The organism is Luteibacter sp. UNC138MFCol5.1 (genome assembly GCF_900110505.1).
GTDB lineage: Bacteria > Pseudomonadota > Gammaproteobacteria > Xanthomonadales > Rhodanobacteraceae > Luteibacter.
The window spans coordinates 716,976-731,281 of record NZ_FODZ01000003.1 but is presented as its reverse complement, the minus strand read 5'-3'; the positions used below and the strand labels follow the sequence as shown (position 1 = coordinate 731,281).

16 protein-coding genes are annotated in these 14,306 nt (G+C 69.9%); 7 read left to right on the top strand and 9 right to left on the bottom strand.

Annotated elements, in window-relative coordinates:
- The first annotated feature begins 2 nt into the window (after window positions 1-2).
- From BMY69_RS11815 to BMY69_RS11805, 3 genes are all read left to right on the top strand, one after another.
- Complete coding sequence (locus BMY69_RS11815; RefSeq protein WP_090178260.1) at window positions 3-833, top strand: SDR family oxidoreductase; 831 nt, start codon at window positions 3-5, stop codon at window positions 831-833.
- A gap of 172 nt (window positions 834-1,005) precedes the next feature.
- Window positions 1,006-3,258, top strand: a complete 2,253-nt coding sequence (gene mrcB, locus BMY69_RS11810; protein WP_090055871.1) for a penicillin-binding protein 1B — start codon at window positions 1,006-1,008, stop codon at window positions 3,256-3,258.
- Between the two features lie 3 nt (window positions 3,259-3,261).
- Entirely contained in the window at window positions 3,262-3,774 is a 513-nt protein-coding gene (locus tag BMY69_RS11805; protein WP_090054766.1) for a tetratricopeptide repeat protein, read from the top strand.
- Between the two features lie 139 nt (window positions 3,775-3,913).
- On the opposite strand, the gene hemE is transcribed toward BMY69_RS11805, so the two are convergent.
- The 4 genes from hemE to BMY69_RS11785 all read right to left on the bottom strand — a co-directional run bounded on the left by hemE (window position 3,914) and on the right by BMY69_RS11785 (window position 6,929).
- Complete coding sequence (gene hemE / locus BMY69_RS11800; RefSeq protein ID WP_090178256.1) at window positions 3,914-4,984, bottom strand: uroporphyrinogen decarboxylase; 1,071 nt, start codon at window positions 4,982-4,984, stop codon at window positions 3,914-3,916.
- Window positions 4,974-5,237, bottom strand: coding sequence for a WGR domain-containing protein (locus tag BMY69_RS11795; protein WP_090178253.1), 264 nt, complete (start codon window positions 5,235-5,237; stop codon window positions 4,974-4,976). The genes hemE and BMY69_RS11795 overlap by 11 nt, the downstream gene beginning before the upstream one ends.
- A 79-nt stretch (window positions 5,238-5,316) precedes the next feature.
- Window positions 5,317-6,399: a 3-dehydroquinate synthase gene (gene aroB, locus BMY69_RS11790; RefSeq protein WP_090178252.1), complete on the bottom strand. Its 1,083-nt coding sequence runs from the start codon at window positions 6,397-6,399 to the stop codon at window positions 5,317-5,319.
- Window positions 6,399-6,929, bottom strand: coding sequence for a shikimate kinase (locus BMY69_RS11785; RefSeq protein ID WP_090178249.1), 531 nt, complete (start codon window positions 6,927-6,929; stop codon window positions 6,399-6,401). The genes aroB and BMY69_RS11785 overlap by 1 nt, the downstream gene beginning before the upstream one ends.
- A gap of 7 nt (window positions 6,930-6,936) precedes the next feature.
- On the opposite strand from BMY69_RS11785, the gene BMY69_RS11780 reads away from it, so the two are divergent.
- A complete protein-coding gene (locus BMY69_RS11780; protein WP_090178246.1) occupies window positions 6,937-7,809 on the top strand; it encodes an NAD-dependent epimerase/dehydratase family protein in 873 nt (290 codons plus the stop codon).
- 27 nt (window positions 7,810-7,836) lie between these two features.
- Here BMY69_RS11780 and BMY69_RS11775 read toward each other — a convergent pair whose 3' ends face one another.
- Complete coding sequence (locus tag BMY69_RS11775) at window positions 7,837-8,649, bottom strand: kinase (RefSeq protein WP_090178484.1); 813 nt, start codon at window positions 8,647-8,649, stop codon at window positions 7,837-7,839.
- A 23-nt stretch (window positions 8,650-8,672) separates the two neighbouring features.
- Between BMY69_RS11775 and pdxH the strand changes: the two genes are divergently transcribed.
- Genes pdxH through BMY69_RS11760 form a run of 3 tightly spaced genes read left to right on the top strand, consistent with a single transcriptional unit; the run spans window position 8,673 to window position 10,510 of the window.
- Window positions 8,673-9,260 carry a pyridoxamine 5'-phosphate oxidase gene (gene pdxH, locus BMY69_RS11770; RefSeq protein WP_090178243.1) on the top strand — a complete coding sequence of 196 codons (588 nt, stop codon included), beginning with the start codon at window positions 8,673-8,675 and terminating at the stop codon, window positions 9,258-9,260.
- 12 nt (window positions 9,261-9,272) lie between these two features.
- A complete protein-coding gene (locus BMY69_RS11765; RefSeq protein WP_090178240.1) occupies window positions 9,273-9,713 on the top strand; it encodes a secondary thiamine-phosphate synthase enzyme YjbQ in 441 nt (146 codons plus the stop codon).
- Window positions 9,713-10,510 (top strand): ABC transporter substrate-binding protein, encoded by a 798-nt coding sequence (locus BMY69_RS11760; protein ID WP_090178238.1) that lies wholly within the window; start codon window positions 9,713-9,715, stop codon window positions 10,508-10,510. Before BMY69_RS11765 ends, BMY69_RS11760 begins: the two co-directional genes overlap by 1 nt.
- Window positions 10,511-10,686: 176 nt before the next feature.
- Here the strand turns inward: BMY69_RS11760 and BMY69_RS11755 are convergent, their stop codons facing one another.
- From BMY69_RS11755 to BMY69_RS11740, 4 genes are read right to left on the bottom strand one after another with little or no spacing between them, the layout of a single operon-like run.
- A complete protein-coding gene (locus tag BMY69_RS11755; RefSeq protein ID WP_090178235.1) occupies window positions 10,687-11,388 on the bottom strand; it encodes an arginyltransferase in 702 nt (233 codons plus the stop codon).
- 56 nt (window positions 11,389-11,444) lie between these two features.
- A complete protein-coding gene (locus BMY69_RS11750; protein WP_090178481.1) occupies window positions 11,445-13,310 on the bottom strand; it encodes a GAF domain-containing protein in 1,866 nt (621 codons plus the stop codon).
- Window positions 13,303-13,872 carry a biliverdin-producing heme oxygenase gene (locus BMY69_RS11745; protein WP_090178232.1) on the bottom strand — a complete coding sequence of 190 codons (570 nt, stop codon included), beginning with the start codon at window positions 13,870-13,872 and terminating at the stop codon, window positions 13,303-13,305. Before BMY69_RS11745 ends, BMY69_RS11750 begins: the two co-directional genes overlap by 8 nt.
- Window positions 13,873-13,908: 36 nt before the next feature.
- Entirely contained in the window at window positions 13,909-14,301 is a 393-nt protein-coding gene (locus BMY69_RS11740) for a hypothetical protein (RefSeq protein WP_090054751.1), read from the bottom strand.
- Window positions 14,302-14,306: the final 5 nt, after the last annotated feature.

Sequence of the window (14,306 nt, the reverse complement as noted above, 5' to 3'; positions counted from 1 at the left end):
GCATGACGGTACTGGTGCTTGGCGCGTCGGGTCAGATCGGCCACTTCCTCCTTCCCCGGCTCGACGCCGCCGGCTTCGACTGGATCGCGGTCAGCCGTCGCGAGGGGCCCGACGCGCGTTGGCGCGTGGGCAGCCTTCCCGACGCGATGCCCGAGCTGCCGCCGCTGCGTGCCATCGTCAGCCTCGGACCGATCCATGAGTTCGCCGCATGGCTGGTGGCGAACCGGTTGCCGGGCACGCCGCACATCCTGGCGACCTCGTCGATGAGCGCCGAGACTAAGCGCGAGTCCCTCGTGCCGGAGGAACGCGAGGTGTCGCGCCGCCTTCGCGACGCCGAGACCACCATCACCGCCACCTGCGCGTCCCGCGGCATGCCCTGGACGCTGTTCCGTCCCACGCTGATCTACGGCGCGGGCGTGGACAAGAGCCTCACGCCGATCGTCCAGGCCTCGCTCCGCCGGCGGATCTTCCCGCTGCCGGCCGGAAGGGGGCAGCGCCAGCCGGTGCACGCCGACGACATCGCCGCCGCCGTGGTGGCCGCCATCGCCTCGCCGTTCGCCCGCGGGCAGACCTTTCCCATCGGGGGTGGCGAGCGCCTCCTCGCGGCCGAGATGTTCCGCCGGGCCCGTCGCAGCGCGGGCGGTGCGACCTTTCCCGCCCCGATCCCGCGGCTGGTGCTCGATCTGGCCGCCCTGATGTCCCCCGCCATCCGTGGCCCGGTGAACCGGCTCGATAGCGACCTGATCGCCGACAATCGCGAGCTGGAGCGGGTGCTCGGCATCCATCCCCGGGCATTCCGGCCCTCGCCGGACATGTGGCGGCCGCGACGCTGACCGCGCCCGCCACACCGTCGCCAGCATCCGTTCAGATGGGCGCCGGTCGTGTGCCCCTATCATCCGGACACACCTCCTTCCCCAGGACTCCTCCGCGTTGGCTTTCTTCAACCGTCTCGGCTCCCTCCTGCGCACCAGCTGGCCCTGGCTGCGCATTCCCTTCTGGCTAGTCATGGGTCTGGTGTTCGGCTTCCTGCTGCCGTACACGCTGATCCTCAACGCCCGCCTGCAGGACCGCTTCAACGATCTCGTGTTCGCGGTGCCGACACGCGTCTACGCCCGGCCGCTGCCGCTGGCCCAGGGGCTGCCCATGACGCCCGCGGCGCTCGAACTGGAACTGACCTTCGCCGGCTACACCACCGAAGGCGGCGGCAAGGTGCAGGGCAGCTATTCGAAGAACGGCTCGCGCTTCGTGATCGCGTCGCACGGCTACGCCGGCCCCGACGGCGGCGAACTGCCGCACCGCATCCGCGTCGCGCTGTCGGATGGTCAGGTGGCCTCCGTCGTCGACGACACCAACAACAAGCCGATCAAGTCGATCCACCTCGATCCGGCACGCATCGCCACGCTGTACGGCGCGCAGCAGGAAGAACGCCGCATCGTTCGCCTCGAGAACGTTCCGCCGCTCCTCGTGCAGGGCCTGCAGGCGGTGGAGGATCGAGACTTCAAGAGCCACATCGGCCTCGATTTCTCGGCGATCCTGCGCGCGTCGTTCGCCAACATCCGCGCCGGACACACGGTGCAGGGTGGTTCCACGCTCACGCAGCAGCTGGTACGCAACCTCTTCCTCGACCGCAGCCAGAACATGCTGCGCAAGGTGAACGAGGCGATCCTGTCGATCCTCATGGAGGTGCATTACTCCAAGGGTCGCATCCTCGAGGCGTACGTCAACGAGGTCTTCCTCGGACAGCAGGGCAACCAGGCGGTGCACGGCTTCGCCGCCGGCGGCGAGTTCTTCTTCGGTCGTCGCCTCGAAGACCTCCGTCCGCAGGAGATCGCCCTGCTGGTCGGGCTGGTGAAGGGGCCGAGCTACTACGATCCGCGCCGTTACCCCGATCGCGCGCTGGCCCGCCGCAACCTCGTGCTCCAGCAGTTCCACGACACGGGCCTGCTGGACGACGCGCAGACGAAGGCGGCGCAGGCCTCGCCGCTCGGCATCGCCGCGAACGCGCAGCTGCCGCACAACCGTTTCCCGGCGTTCATGCAGCTGGTCCGCTCGCAGATCACGGCCGACTTCGACGAGGCCGCGCTGCGCGACGGCAGCCTGTCGATCTTCACCACGCTGGACCCCGCGGCGCAGCTCTACACCGAGCAGGCGATCGTCACGACGATGAAGGGCCTGGGCAAGCGCGGTGCCGCCGCGCAGGCCGCCGCGGTGGTCACCGACACGACCAACGGCAGCGTGCTTGCGGTCGTCGGATCGCGCGACCCGGGCGATCAGGGCTTCAACCGCGCGCTCGACGCGCGCCGCCCGATCGGTTCGCTGGTCAAGCCGCTGGTGTACCTCGTCGCGCTCGCGCAGCCGGCGAAGTGGTCGCTCGCCTCCATCGTCGACGATTCGCCGATCAACATGCGCCAGCCCGACGGCAAGCCGTGGACGCCGCAGAACGACGACCGCGAGATCCATGGGCAGGTGCCGATGCTCGACGCACTGGTCCATTCGTGGAACCTCGCCACGGTGAACCTCGGCCTGCAGGTCGGCGTCCCGCGCATCAAGGGCTTCCTCGAATCGTTCGGTCTCGAGGGTGTGAATCCCAGCCCGTCGCTGCTGCTGGGCGCCGTCGACCTCTCGCCGCTGCAGGTCGCCCAGCTCTACGAGTACATCGCCGCCGACGGCCACGCGTTGCCGCTGGTCGCCGTGCGCGGCGTCATGGACAACAAGGGCCAGGCGATCAAGCGCTACGAGGTGAAGGGCGGCGAGGGCGAATACCAGACCGCCGCGCGCCTCACGACGTGGGCGATGCAGCAGGTCGTCAACAGCGGCACCGCCGCCGCCATCGGCAACTCGGGGCTCTCGTGGCTGCACGCGGCGGGCAAGACCGGCACCAGCGACAGCCAGCGCGACAGCTGGTTCGCCGGTTTCACCTCCGATCGCCTGGCGATCGTCTGGATGGGCCGCGACGACAACAAGCCGACCGGCCTTTACGGCGCCACGGGCAGCATGCGCGTATGGCAGGAGCTCTTCCGCAAGCTGCCGACACGCCCGCTGGCGGCGACGCCGGGCGAGGGCCTCGAAATGGCTTATGTGAACCCGCAGAGCGGCAAGCGCACGGATCCCTCGTGCGAGGGCGCCCGTCCGTTCCCGTTCGTGGCGGGTTACGTGCCCGAAGCGGAGGAGGGCTGTTTCTGGCAGCGATTCAAGGGTATGTTCGGCGGCGAAGCCGAGCCCTCCGCGCCGGCCGCACCCAGTAATCCTGTGGATTGACCCATGCATCGCCTTCGTTTCTGCGCCATCGCCACCGTCACGCTCGTCGCCGCCTGCAGCCAGCCCGCCCCGCCGCAGGCGACGCGCCCCACCAAGCCCACCTACGACATCGTCGCGCAGGTACGCGCGGCGGGTGAGCGCGAAAAGTCGGCCATCGAGGTCGCGCCGCTGCGCGATCCGGGCGTCCAGGGCCTGGCCCAGGCGGCGCAGGCCGACGACCGCGCCGGCAAGTACGACGAGGCGGATGCGAAGCTGCAGCAGGCGCTGAAGCTGGCGCCCGAGGCGCCGGAACTCATCCAGGACCGCGCGGAAAACGCGATCCGCCGCCAGGATTATCCGGCGGCCGAGAAGCTCGCGAAGCAGTCGTTCGAGATGGGCCCGAAGTCGGGCAGCCTGTGCGCGCGCAACTGGCAGACCATCGTCGAGATGCGCCTGCAGGCCGACGACAACGCGGGCGCGACCGCCGCGCGCGGTGAACTGGCGAAGTGCCACATCGCAGGTCCCAACCGCTTCTGATCGCGTGAATCGCCGATGCGATCGGCTCCCACCCTTCGGTAGGGAACGGGGCCGATCGCGGCGGCGCTACCGAAGGGGTGGGAGCCGATCGCATCGGCGATCCCGCGCCAGCGGGCACAGGGCAGATGACGCCGTCGCGTTACCCGGCCCGAATCGCCCGCCCGTGCGCATGCACGGTATCGACCAGTACCCTCACGTTCTCCGGGTCGACTTCCGGCGTGATGCCATGCCCGAGGTTGAACACATGCCCCGGGTGGTTGCCGAACGCGTCCAGGACGGCGCGCGCCTCGCGCTCCACCACCGACGCCGACGCGCGCAGCACGCTTGGATCGAGGTTGCCCTGCAGCGCCACGCGCTCGCCGACGCGGCTGCGCGCTTCGCCGATGTCCAGCGTCCAGTCGACGCCCAACGCGGTGCAGCCGGTGTCGGCCATGGCTTCCAGCTGGCCACCCGCACCCTTCGAAAACAGGATGACCGGAAGATCGCGGCTGGCCGGGTCGGCCTTCAACGCGTCGACCACCTGCGCCATGTAGCGCAGCGAAAACTCACGGAACGGGCCCGGGCCGAGCAGCCCGCCCCACGTGTCGAACACCATCAGCGCCTGCGCGCCCGCACGCGCCTGCGCGACGAGATAGGCCGCGACCGAGCGGGCGACGGTGTCGAGCAGGCGATGCGCGAGCGCGGGCTCGTTCCATGCCAGCGCCTTCACCCGCGCGAAATCGCGCGAGCCTTCGCCTTCCACCATGTAACAGGCGAGCGTCCACGGACTGCCGGAAAATCCGATCAGCGGCACGCGGCCATCCAGTTCCTTGCGGATGAGGCGGACGGCGTCCATCACGTAACGCAGCTCGCCGTCCATGTCGGGCACGGCGAGCGCGTGGATCGCGGCGGCGTCGCGTAGCGGGCGCGCGAACTTCGGGCCTTCGCCGGCTTCGAACGACAGGCCAAGCCCCATCGCGTCGGGAATGGTGAGGATGTCCGAGAACAGGATCGCGGCATCGAGCTCGAACCGGTCGAGCGGCTGCAGCGTGACCTCGCAGGCGAACTCCGGATTCGTGGCCAGGCCCATGAAACTGCCGGCCTTCGCGCGCGTGGCGCGGTATTCCGGCAGGTAACGGCCGGCCTGGCGCATCACCCAGATGGGCGTGGTGTCGGTGGGTTCGCGGCGCAGGGCACGGAGGAAGCGGTCGTTGCGGAGCTCAGCGGCCATGCGCCGACTCCTGTCCCTGGCTGAACATCACTTTGAAACCTTTCTTGATCTGCGCGTCGCGCGCCTTGGTGAACGCGGCCATCGCGGCGTCGCGGTCGACATAGACCTCGCGCTTGAGCATCGCCTTGCCGCCTTGCACGCCGCTCTCGCGGTACAGGGTCCAGCCGCCCAGGAGATCCTGTTCGAGCGTGATCTGGACGTAGCGAGGCGCTTCGGCGCCCGCTTCGGGCATGGTTTGCAGGTAGATCCGCATCGAGCGATCCGGGGCAGACGCAGGGCCGGCCATTGTAGGGGGTTTTGTCAGCGAGCGACGGCGCTGGCCGGCGCACCGCTCAGGGAAGGACGCCCAGCACGTCGTCCTCGGCCACGCCGGAGACGATCTCGGCGCGCCCGATGCCGCGCCAGAGAATGAGCCGCAGCGTGCCCGCGGTGTTCTTCTTGTCCAGGCGCATCAGCTCGACGATGCGGCTGGCCGCGTGGACGCGCGACGGTTCCGTGGGCAGGCCGAGGCGTGTCAGCAATGCGACCAGACGCGCGGTGTCGGTGGCATCCGACATGCCCAGGCGCTCGGACAGACGCGCCGCCAGCACCATGCCGATCGCGACGCCTTCGCCGTGCAGGATCTCGCTGTAGTTGCCGGCGGTTTCCAGCGCATGCCCGAAGGTGTGACCGAGGTTCAGTAGCGCGCGCTCGCCTTGCTCCGTCTCGTCGCGCGCCACCACGCCGGCCTTGTAGCGGCACTTGCGCGCGATCGCTTCGATCAGCACCGTCTGCTCGCGCGCCGCGAGCGCGTCCGCGTGCGCTTCGAGCCAGGCGAAGAACGCCGGATCGCCGATCGCGGCGCCCTTGACGATTTCCGCCATGCCCGCGCGGTATTCGCGCTTCGGCAGCGTTCGCAACGTGTCGATGTCGGCGACGACGGCACGCGGCTGATGGAAAGCGCCGGCGAGGTTCTTGCCGGCGGGAAGGTTGACGCCCGTCTTGCCGCCGACCGAGGAATCGACCATCGACAGCAGCGTGGTCGGCATCTGGATGAAGTCGATGCCGCGCATCCAGCACGCCGCCGCGAAGCCCGCGAGGTCGCCGACCACGCCGCCGCCGAGCGCGATCACGCACGCGTCGCGCGTGGCGCCCAGGGCGCCGAGCGCTTCGAGCACGCGCCCGACGTTGGCGAACGTCTTGTGCGTTTCGCCGTCCTCGATGAGGAGCGACGACCAGCGCAGGCCGTCGAGACCCTTCGCGAGCGCGTCGAGGTAGAGCGGGGCGACCGTGGTGTTGCTCACGACCAGCACATGCCTGCCGCGGATCGCCGCGCGCCAGCGCGCGCTGTCCTCGATGAGGCCCGGGCCGATCCAGACGTGGTAGCTGCGGCCGGCGAGGTCGACCTCGACCGTCTCCGTCAGGTGCGTTTCCATCAATGGCGTTTCCAGTGGCGTTCCAGCAGGGCGATGGCGCGCGGCGCGGCCTCGTCCACCGATTCGTGGCGGCCGCGGAAGATCAGGTCCGCGATCTCTTCGTACAGATGGTTGCGATGCCCGGCGAGGCTTTCCAGCCGGCCGCGACGATCGTCGCCGGCGATCATCGGCCGGGCGGTGTCGTGCCGCAGGCGGTCGAGCTGCTCGTCCACGTCGACGCCGAGCATCAGCACCGTGCCGCGCGCCATGAGTGTCTCGCGGTTCGACGGATCGAGGACGGCGCCAGCGCCCGTGGCGAGCACGATGCCGTCGCGGAGACTAAACTCGCTCAGGTGCGCGCATTCGCGCGCGCGGAAGCCCGCCTCGCCTTCGCGTTCGAAGATGTCGGCGATCGTCATGCCACAGCGTGCCTCGATCTCGACGTCGAGGTCGATGAAAGGCAGGCCGTAATGCGCCGCGAGGCGCTGTCCGATCGTGGTCTTGCCGGCGCCCGTGGGGCCGACCAGGAACAGGTTGGGCGAAGGATTCATCGCTCCGATGCTAGCAACAAGCCATCAGCAGGGATACGAAACGGTGCTCGTGGCCGGGGCCGGCGATGTCGGCGGCCGGCTGGCCGCGCGTCTCGCCGCACAGGGTCGGCGCGTGTTCGCGCTGCGCCGCGGCGACGCGTCGGGCGGCGGCATCCACTGGCTGCGTGGCGACCTCACGCGGCCGGCGACGTTGACGGATCTGCCGCGGGTCGACGCGCTGGTCTTCGCCGCCGCGCCGGACGCCCGCGACGAGGCGGCGTACCGCGGGATCTACGTCGACGGCCTGCGCCATCTGGTCGAAGCGCTGCCCGAACCTCCGAAGCGGACGCTCTTCGTCTCGTCGTCGGCCGTGTACGGCGAGCACGCGGGCGGCTGGGTCGACGAGGACACGGCACCGGCCCCGCCGGGCTTCAACGGACGCGCGCTGCTCGAGGCCGAGCGGTGGCTTGCCGCGCAGGCCGTCGGCGGCATCGCGGTGCGCCTGGCCGGGCTCTATGGCCCGGGCCGCACACAGTTGTTCGATCGGCTGCGCGAAGGCAAGGCCGCCGTGCCGCGCGGGCAGGGCGTCTACGCCAACCGCATCCACGTGGACGATGCCGCGGCGGCCCTGGCCTTCCTGCTCGATGTGTCGCAACCCGCGCCGATATATCTCGGCGTCGACGACACGCCGCTGCCGATCGACGTGTTGTACGACCACATCGCCGGCCTGCTGGGCGCGCCGATCCCGCCCGAAGGGCCCGGCCCGGCGGGGATCGGCAACAAGCGGCTGTCGAACGCGCGCCTGCGCGCCGCGGGCTTCCGCTGCGCGTGGCCCGATGCGCGGGACGGCTACGCCGCGTTGCTCCGATCGCCGATACGATCGGCTCCCACCCTTCGGTAGCCGTGTTTCGGCCGGCGGGATCGCCGATCAGATCGACAGGACGCGCCGCCGCTCATCGAGCCGGACGACCAGATCGGCCTTCGACGCCAGCGTCGCCAGCGCCCGCCGGCTGATCCGCTCGTAATGCTGCAGGAACCTCGCCAGCGCGGCCGCATCCATCGCATGCGGATCGCCGCGCTCGCGCAGCGGCCGCTCGGCCTCGTCCCGCCACGACGCGACCACGTCCCACGATGGCGCCTGCAGCACGACGAGCGCGTCGATCCGTTCCCACAGCGGCGCGTACCCGGCGAGGCGCGCGTCGACCCAGCGCCGCCACGTTCCGTCGGGATCCTCCTCGCGTTCGAGCGCGTTCACCGGCTCGACCAGCGCCTGCTCGCCCGCCGGTTCCACCCCCAGGTACCAACCTTCGAGGACGACCAGCTTCGGCACCTCGCCGACCGCCGGCCACACGGCCGCTTCATGGCGGTCGTCGCGGCCCTTGTCGAAACGCGGTATGGCCACGGGATTTTCCGCGGATGCCTGCGCCAGCGCGTCGAGCGTGGAGGCCAGCAGCGCCAGGTCGTGCGTGCCTGGCACGCCGCGTGTGCGGAGGAGGGGGTGCACCGTCGCCGCGAGCGATTCACGCTCCGCGCGGGTCAGGTAGACATCGTCGAGGGACAGCGTGACGGCGCCCCAGCCGCGCTCGCGCGCGGCCGCCACGAGACCGGCGCCGAGGTGGCTCTTGCCGCTGCCCTGCAGCCCGGAAATCCCGAGCACGAAGGGCGCCGTCGCCTGCGCGACGTCCGCGGCGAAACGCCCGAGGACCGTGGCGGCCAGCGTGCTAGCATCGGACGATTCCATGGCCGACAGCATAGTCCATCGTCATGCTCACCCCTGAGATCCTCGATACCTTCCGCGGCCTGCTCGACGAGGCGAAGGCCAGCGGCGACCGCGAGCCCACCGCGATGAACCTCGCCACCGCGAGCAACGACGGTCGCGTGCATTCGCGCATCGTGCTGCTCAAGGCCATCGACGAGCGCGGGCTGCGCTTCTTCACCAATTACGGAAGCGCCAAGGCGGGCGAGATCGCCGAGCACGCGCAGGTCGCGCTGTGCTTCCACTGGAAACAGATCCGCGAAGGCATCCAGGTGCGCTTCGAAGGCCGCGCCACGAAGACGAGCGAGGCGGAGTCCGACGCCTATTTCGCGAGCCGTCCGCGTGGCAGCCAGATCGGTGCCTGGGCCTCGCTGCAGAGCCAGGAGCTGCCCGACCGGCAGACGTTCGACGACCGCGTCGCCCGGTACGAGGCCGAGTTCGCCGGTCGCGACGTGCCACGCCCGCCGCACTGGGGCGGTTTTCTGGTGGAACCGGATCGCGTGGAGTTCTGGTACGGCGCGACGTTCCGCCTCCACGAACGCGTCGTGCACGCCCAGGCGGGTACACACTGGACGAGCCACCTCCTGTACCCCTGACCGGAGCCCCCGATGAGCCGCGCTCAACCCGTCCAGCACATCGCGCAGTCGACGTTCACCGTGCACACGCGCGGACGCTCGCTCAGCGAGATCAGCGACCGCATCGCGGACGCGGTCGCGGCGAGCGGCGTCGGCACCGGCATCGTGCATGTCTTCGTGCAGCATACGAGCGCGTCGCTGCTGATCGGCGAGAACGCCGATCCCACCGTCGTGGCCGACCTCGAACGCTTCTTCGCGCGACTGGTGCCCGACGGCGATCCGCTGTTCCGGCATCGCGACGAAGGCCCCGACGACATGCCGGCCCATGTGCGCTCCGTGCTCACGGGCGTGTCGCTGTCGATTCCCGTGCATGGCGGCAAGCCGCTGCTCGGCACCTGGCAGGGCGTGTTCCTCTACGAACACCGCCATGAAGCGCACCAGCGCAGGATCACCGTCACCGTGTCGGGCCACTGATGGGCGACGCGTATCCGCGGCGGATCGTCTGCCTCACCGAGGAACCGACCGAAGTCCTGTACGCCATCGGCGAGGAACACCGCATCGTCGGCATTTCCGGGTTCACCGTGCGGCCACCGCGGGCGCGCAAGGAGAAGCCGAAAGTCTCCGCGTTCACGAGCGCGAAGATCGACCAGATCCTCGACCTGAAGCCCGATCTGGCGATCGGCTTTTCGGACATCCAGGCGGACATCGCGCGCGAACTGATCCGCGCGGGCGTCGAGGTCTGGATCAGCAATCATCGCAGCGTCGACGGCATCCTCGCGTACATCCGGCGCCTCGGCGCGATGGTGGGAGCGGGCGAGAAAGCCGCCGCGCTCGCCGATCGCGCACGGGCCAACCTCGACCGCATCGCGGCGCAGGCCGCCTTGCTGCCGAAGCGCCCGCGCGTCTACTTCGAGGAATGGGACGATCCGTTGATCACCGGCATCCGCTGGGTCGGCGAGCTCGTCCGCATCGCCGGCGGCGACGACGTGTTTCCCGAACTCCTCGAAGAACCACTGGCGAAGCAGCGGATCCTCGCCGATCCGCTCGAGGTGGTGCGGCGCGCACCGGACATCGTGTTCGGTTCGTGGTGCGGCAAGCGCTTCCGGCCCGACCGGGTGGCGTCGCGCCAGGGTTGGGCGGACGTGCCCGCCGTGCGCGACGGCGAGCTGCACGAGATCAAGTCGCCCATCATTCTCCAGCCCGGTCCGGCGGCGCTGTTCGACGGTGTCGAGGCGTTGCACGCGCATATCGCGGCGTGGGCGCGCAGATAGCTGTTGGAGCGGACCTGGCCGCGGCTTTGGGCTGTAGGAGCGGACCTGGCCGCGACCGCTCTTCGCCAGGAGGAGCAGGGCCTGTTGCTCTTCGCGAAAAGCCGTCGCGGCCAGGTCCGCTCCTACAGCTCGGGGTCGCGGCCAGGTCCGCTCCCACCGCCGAGGTTCGTCGATGCTCAGGGCATCGCGATCCAGCGGTCGTGCTTGCGAATTTCGAGCGGCCGGAAGCGCCGCTTGTAGTCCATCTTCGGGTGCCCCGCGATCCAGAAGCCGAGGTACACGTACGGAATGCCACGGCGTCGGGCGAGATCCACCTGCTGGAGGATGCCGAACGTGCCGAGACTGCGGGCCTCCTCGTCCGGATCGAAGAACGTATAGACCGCCGACAGGCCGGCGAGCGTGACGTCGGTGACCGCCACGCCGAGCAGTCGGTCCGCCTTGCGGAATTCGAGGAACAGCGTCGGGCTCCATGGCGCGGCGAGGAAGCGCTGGAAGTCGTCCGCGTCCGCGGCGTCCATGCCGCCCCCGCTGTGCCGCGCCTGCAGGTAGCGGCGATACAGCGCGTGCCGTTCGTGGGTGAATCCCGGCAACTCTTCGCTGACCGTCACATCCGCGTTGCGCGTGAGGCAGCGCCGTTGGGAGCGGTCCGGCGCGAACGCCGCGGCGTCGATGCGGCAGGGCACGCACGCCTGGCAGGCGGCGCACTGGGGCAGGTACAGGTGGCCGCCGGCGCGTCGGAAGCCCTTGGCGAGCGCCGGCGCGTAGAGGCGGTCGAGATGCGGCGCGCCTGGATCCACCACGAGGTTCTGCGCCGTCCGCTCGGCGAAATAGCCGCAGGTGTGCGGCAGGGTCTGGAACAGGCGGACGCGGTCGGTCATGGTCCGATGTTATAGCCCGATGGCGCGCGCCGCGTCACCGCGAGTTTTCGTCGCGCTCAGCCGCCCGCGTGGTGCACGACCATCCAGTGCGTCGTCGCGCCGCCGGCGTCGGTCACGGCCTCCAATTCGAGTCTGCCGTCCACGCCCTTGCCATCGTTCGTCTGCAGGCGAACCCGGTGGGAGACGCCCGGCGTGGCGGGCAGCGAAGCCGCCGCCGGCAGCAACGCCGAGATCGGCAGCCCCGCGACGGACCGCGCGTCACGGCCGGTCGCGCGGACGAACGCGTCGTTGACGAAGACGATGGGGCAATCCTGCCATCGCGCCTCGGTCGCTTCCGCGATGGCGATGGGCTCCGGCAGGCGGGCCAGCGACGCGCGCATCAGCGCGAAGTTCTGCTGGTAATGCTTGCGCTCCATCATCTCGATGAGCACGCGAAGGCTGCGCGCCGATTCCAGGTGCAACCGCGACCAGGGTCGCGAGCGTCCGCGGACGGTTTCCTGCCAGGCCTCGAAGCTCTGCCGCGGCGACAGGCGCGCGCCGGGGATCGTTTCGAGCTTCGCCAGCGACGGGTTGCCGCCCCAGCGCACCTGACGCACCTGCTCGCTGCGCGTCCACATCACCGCGTTGTGCGAGTCGGCCTGCAGGGGCATGAAGATGACGCCCGCCGCGAGCTCGGTGACCCCGTGCGCCGCCAGCGCCGGGTGCCATGCGCCGATCGCGTCCGTATGCAGCACGCCGGCGATGCCGTCCGGGGAGCCGGCCGCGCCATGGGCGGCGACGATGTCGCGAATCTCGAGCAGGGTCGCCTCGTCGGGCAGTTGTCCGTGGCGCATCACGCGATCGCCCGCGTAGATCGCCACGCCGTCGGCGTCGACGACCTCGAGGAGTTCCGGGGCGAGCGACGCGAGCAGGTCGGGATCGATCCGCTCGCTCTCGTTGAACGCCGTGATGAGCTTTTCGCGCACGGTGAGCAGCGTGCTCTCGACTTCGATCTTCGCCAGTTCCTCGATCGCCGAGACACGCGCCGCGAACGAGCGCGCGATCGCGTCGGCCACCTCGCGCATCTGGTGGTCGGCGAAGAACGGCGAATAGTGGTGGCAGGAGATCAGGCCCCACAGCCGGCCGTTCGTGACGATGGATGCCACCAGCGTGCCGGTGACGCCCATGTTCCCGAGATACTCAAGGTGCACGGGCGAGACGCTGCGCAGCGACACGTCGCTGAGGTCGGTGGGCTGCGCCGTCTGCGGATCGTACGCGGGCAGGATGTACGCGGGCACGTAGCCGCAATCGCTGATCTGGCGGACGCGGTTGCGCAGGTAGAGCGCGCGCGCCTGCGCCGGGATGTCGGTGGAGGGGTAGTGCAGGCCGAGGTACGCCTCGAGATCGTCGCGGCGCGCCTCGGCGACGACTTCGCCGTGCCAGTCGTGGTCGAAGCGGTAGACCATGACGCGGTCGTATCCGAGCAAGGTGCGGACCGTCCGCGCGACCCGCGCCGCGGCGCGTTCGACGGACGCGTCGTTCTCCAGCTTGTGCGCGAGGTCGTAGGCCACGCGGATCGGGTCGTCCTCGAAGTAACCCTCGCGCGGCTCGATCTCGATCATCCAGCGGTCCGCGTACGCATGCACCGCCGCATGCCAGGTGCCTGTCTTCTTCGTCTGCGGGAAGCCCGCGGGCACCCAGGCGCTGTGCGCGGGGCGCTCGTCGTCCTCGAAGAGGTCGGGCGGCAGCGTCAGCACCTCGTGCAGCGGCGCATCCAGGGCCGCTTCCACGTCGACGCCCAGGATGTCGGCGATGTTCTCGCTGGCCTGGAGGATCGTCCCCGTCGACGCATCGACCACCAGCAGCACGCCATGGGGCTGGATCGAACCGGGGATGTGGATCGGCTCGCGGTCGCAGAGGGTGAGGTCGGGGAGTTCAGACATGCGCGGCATGGTCCTGTAACGTTCGTTGAAAGCGCGCGAACATGGCCAGCGCGCCGTTCAGGGCGGCCCGGTGGGCTTCTTCGCTTATCAGTTCACCATCCAGGACGGCCTGGAACCGGCGCCAGGGGGCGGTCCGCTCGCCGATGGCGTAGAAGCGATGGCGCAGGTGAGGGAAGCGCTCGCGGAGCATCTTCACGATCAGCCGGCCCCCCAGCGCGGACCCCTCGATCACATACAGCTCGCCCCAGGCCTCGGCGCTGTCCAGCGTGCCGCCCGCACGGCCGGGCGCATCGCTACCGGAGGGGTGGGAGCCGATCGTATCGGCGACGGGTTCGGCGGCAAGGTCCCCTTCGAGCGCGTTGGCGCGGGATGCGTAGTCCCAGCGGGAAGCGACGTGGCGAAGCCACTCCCTCCGTTCGGCCTCCCACTCGCCGAACAGCGTCAGCTGCGCCGCCAGCAGCTCCCGGTAGCCGGCTTCGTCGAGATCTCCCGCGAGCAGCCGGCGCATGCCGGCCGAGGCCTCGGCGGCCTCGTGCGCATCGCGCGTCGCCTCGCGCAACATGACGTGGGCAGGCGTGCCTTCCCCCGCGCCGTCCACTCAGAGGACCTGGGTGGCCTTCAGGACGACCACGAGCATGACGCCGGCGACGATCGCCAGCACCATCAGGCGGATACGCGAGGCCGTGCGCTGCGCCGGCGGCCGGCGATCCGGCTGGCGGTGCATCTGCAGTTCTTCCTGGTAGCGCACCACCGGTTCGATGCCGATGTCCTTGAGCAGCGAACGCGCCTTCGGGAAATCGTCGGCGCTCTTGACCCAGACCTGCGGCCAGCTGCTGCGATCGTCGCTACGCTGCGAATAGCTGAAGCGCTGGTAGGTAGGGCGATTCCAGCTCGATCGGTTGGTCACCGACGTCTCGATCTCGTGCTCGGTGAGCAGAGCGACGATACGGTCGATGTTGTCCTGGCGTGGCGATGTATAGATCTGGCGCATGGCCC

Coding starts and splice junctions, on each gene's coding strand:
- aroB (WP_090178252.1), bottom strand. CDS start 6,399: ATGGAAACGCACCTGACGGAGACGGTCGAGGTCGACCTCGCCGGCCGC.
- BMY69_RS11795 (WP_090178253.1), bottom strand. CDS start 5,237: ATGCGGATCTACCTGCAAACCATGCCCGAAGCGGGCGCCGAAGCGCCT.
- pdxH (WP_090178243.1), top strand. CDS start 8,673: ATGCTCACCCCTGAGATCCTCGATACCTTCCGCGGCCTGCTCGACGAG.
- BMY69_RS11775 (WP_090178484.1), bottom strand. CDS start 8,649: ATGGAATCGTCCGATGCTAGCACGCTGGCCGCCACGGTCCTCGGGCGT.
- BMY69_RS11740 (WP_090054751.1), bottom strand. CDS start 14,301: ATGCGCCAGATCTATACATCGCCACGCCAGGACAACATCGACCGTATC.
- BMY69_RS11755 (WP_090178235.1), bottom strand. CDS start 11,388: ATGACCGACCGCGTCCGCCTGTTCCAGACCCTGCCGCACACCTGCGGC.
- BMY69_RS11760 (WP_090178238.1), top strand. CDS start 9,713: ATGGGCGACGCGTATCCGCGGCGGATCGTCTGCCTCACCGAGGAACCG.
- BMY69_RS11750 (WP_090178481.1), bottom strand. CDS start 13,310: ATGTCTGAACTCCCCGACCTCACCCTCTGCGACCGCGAGCCGATCCAC.
- BMY69_RS11785 (WP_090178249.1), bottom strand. CDS start 6,929: ATGAATCCTTCGCCCAACCTGTTCCTGGTCGGCCCCACGGGCGCCGGC.
- BMY69_RS11765 (WP_090178240.1), top strand. CDS start 9,273: ATGAGCCGCGCTCAACCCGTCCAGCACATCGCGCAGTCGACGTTCACC.
- hemE (WP_090178256.1), bottom strand. CDS start 4,984: ATGGCCGCTGAGCTCCGCAACGACCGCTTCCTCCGTGCCCTGCGCCGC.
- BMY69_RS11805 (WP_090054766.1), top strand. CDS start 3,262: ATGCATCGCCTTCGTTTCTGCGCCATCGCCACCGTCACGCTCGTCGCC.
- BMY69_RS11780 (WP_090178246.1), top strand. CDS start 6,937: ATGCTAGCAACAAGCCATCAGCAGGGATACGAAACGGTGCTCGTGGCC.
- mrcB (WP_090055871.1), top strand. CDS start 1,006: ATGGGTCTGGTGTTCGGCTTCCTGCTGCCGTACACGCTGATCCTCAAC.
- BMY69_RS11745 (WP_090178232.1), bottom strand. CDS start 13,872: ATGTTGCGCGAGGCGACGCGCGATGCGCACGAGGCCGCCGAGGCCTCG.
- BMY69_RS11815 (WP_090178260.1), top strand. CDS start 3: ATGACGGTACTGGTGCTTGGCGCGTCGGGTCAGATCGGCCACTTCCTC.